Below are 2,302 nucleotides of genomic sequence, written 5' to 3' on the forward strand. Positions count from 1 at the left end.
AGTCGGATAAGCGAGGGGCATCACTGCCCCTAACTCTCCTAAGAACCGTACGTGACAGCTTTCCCGTCATACGGCTCAAGCCTTCTTTTTATCCAAACAACTTCTTACTTGATGCAAGGTACATGTACTAGCTTTGTAACCTTATTTGAGTGTATTGGTAAATCACGTATAATAACCTTTTCTCCATTTTGTAGTGGTTGTCTGCATAACGCACAACGATACCCTTGTTTTTTCGCCAGTTTAATTCTATCTAAGGTATTTGTTCCATCAAAGACCTTACGGTCTCGCTTTTCCCAGTATTCTTTAAGAGTAGGGTCATCGGGACTGTTCTTATATAAGACCATCACATGCCGTTTAATTTTAAACCAAGGCATTTGTAAGAGCTGGATATTTGTTAGAGGACAGGTCGGAGTCCAAGATTCCTTGCCTCCGTGATGAGGCTTTTTGAAGTAAGTCTTCTTTATCCATTTCCATGATTTCTTAGGGTGCAATCGGATAAGATGTTTACATATTTTCTCGAAAATATAATGACCGATTTTATCATATGTCTTTTGAGATACGACATGTCTCCAATATTGTCCATACCCTCTAATAATTGGGTTTAACACTTTAATGAGTTCCCCAATAGGCTGTCCTCTCATGATGCGGAACGTATTCCTTATCTTTTCCTTTGCCTTCTTAACGCTATCTTTGCTGGGTTTAATCAGTAATTTATTCCCTTTCCACGTTTTGTACTGACGTACGGAAAAACCTAGGAAATCAAATCCCTCTTCAATGTGAGTCACCTTTGTTTTTTCAATACTCAGCTCAAGTCCTCTTTTATTCAAGTACGGTTGTATCTTTTCATATATGGATTGAGCCTGTTGTTTCGTTTCTGTTAAGACAACGAAATCATCCGCGTATCGAACAATCGCTATTTTGCATTTAGGATGAATTGCGTAGCTTTCATTGGATTTATATGTCTTTCGATATATAACGCCAAGTTCCTCCTCCATTCCGTGTAATGCAATGTTAGCTAGAAGCGGGGATATAATTCCTCCTTGCGGAGTTCCTTCCTTTGTTTCAGAGAAAGAATGTTGATCTATATATCCAGCCTCCAACCATCGCTGAATCAGTGTTTTTCCTGGAAAACTGTAAGTTTGTTTTCGTATCCAATGATGACTTAGATGGTCAAAGCATCCTTTAAAATCACCTTCAAATATCCACTTTTTCTTACTGTTTGTGTTAATCTTATTAAAGATATTACTAATGGCATCGTGTGTACTCCGCTTCGGTCGGAACCCGTATGAGGCGGGGTCAAATCGTGCTTCCCATTGCGGTTCTAGCGCCGTTTTCACCATATTTTGATAGACTCTGTCTTTGATAGTTGGAATACCGAGAGGTCTCAGTTTTCCGTTTTTTTTAGCGATATAGGTTCGTTTCGCTGGCTTGGGAAGATGTTGAAATATACTGAGCCTCTTTAGCTGTCGGTATAATTCGTTTCTTTTTCCAGAATGAAGTGCTGTATAACCGTCTACTCCAGAGGTACGCTTTCCGTTATTCTGTTGTGTTACTTTTCTAATGGACAACAGTAAGTTAGCTTCACTCCGTAGGAGTAATCGTTGAAGTTTCCTGACTCTTCTAAGTTTCTTTTGTTGTTCGGCACGATAAATTCTTTGTCGTAGCTTCATCACATACTTTTGGACTGTATGCCAATCTACTGAATTCCAATTTGTATATGAAGCGTGCGCCGACGCTCGTTCTGAGGTGTTCATAACTGCACGCTCCTTTTCATCAAAAGTTAACCACAAATGTATTTATGTGTTGAAGACCTATGGGAAGTGGGCCCTCTTTCAAGTCTGTCATAATGTGTTCAAAAGGACGACAGTATCCGTTCAGTTATACATTTTTGCTTTCCTGTTACCTTTCGGTATAACGGCATTTGCTTTCTCCCATATCCCATACCCTCTGTTACATCGTTTGACCTTTCGATCTCTCTACTGTTTATACAGATAACATAGGGCTTACCAAGTTCCACATTCCACAGATGCGATAGGGTTAGGCAGGTTCTTTACTCCGAGCAAGATGCGGGACGCAGCACAGTAGTATTATGACCCTACTTTTCCTCTTGCCAATACCCAAGCAAAGCCATGCATTATCTTGAGCTAACGTTTACGAAGCTTACAAACCTTCACTCTCGTTTACCATACCTATCTTCTCCTAGCAGTGTTCCGGACCATGCATTTGTCCTCTGTTTCCGCATTTCCTCATGCAACCTACATTCCCGTTACCAGAAATACAGTTTCGGATGGAGACCTTCTTT

The 2,302-nt window shown here is 40.4% G+C and carries 1 protein-coding gene; it reads right to left on the bottom strand.

From position 1 onward, the window contains the following. Positions 1-104: 104 nt before the first annotated feature. On the bottom strand, positions 105-1,754 hold the full coding sequence (ltrA, locus tag BPMYX0001_RS24860; protein WP_006096946.1) for a group II intron reverse transcriptase/maturase: 1,650 nt from the start codon (positions 1,752-1,754) through the stop codon (positions 105-107). Positions 1,755-2,302: the final 548 nt, after the last annotated feature.

The sequence above is a fragment of the Bacillus pseudomycoides DSM 12442 genome (assembly GCF_000161455.1).
Lineage (GTDB): Bacteria > Bacillota > Bacilli > Bacillales > Bacillaceae_G > Bacillus_A > Bacillus_A pseudomycoides.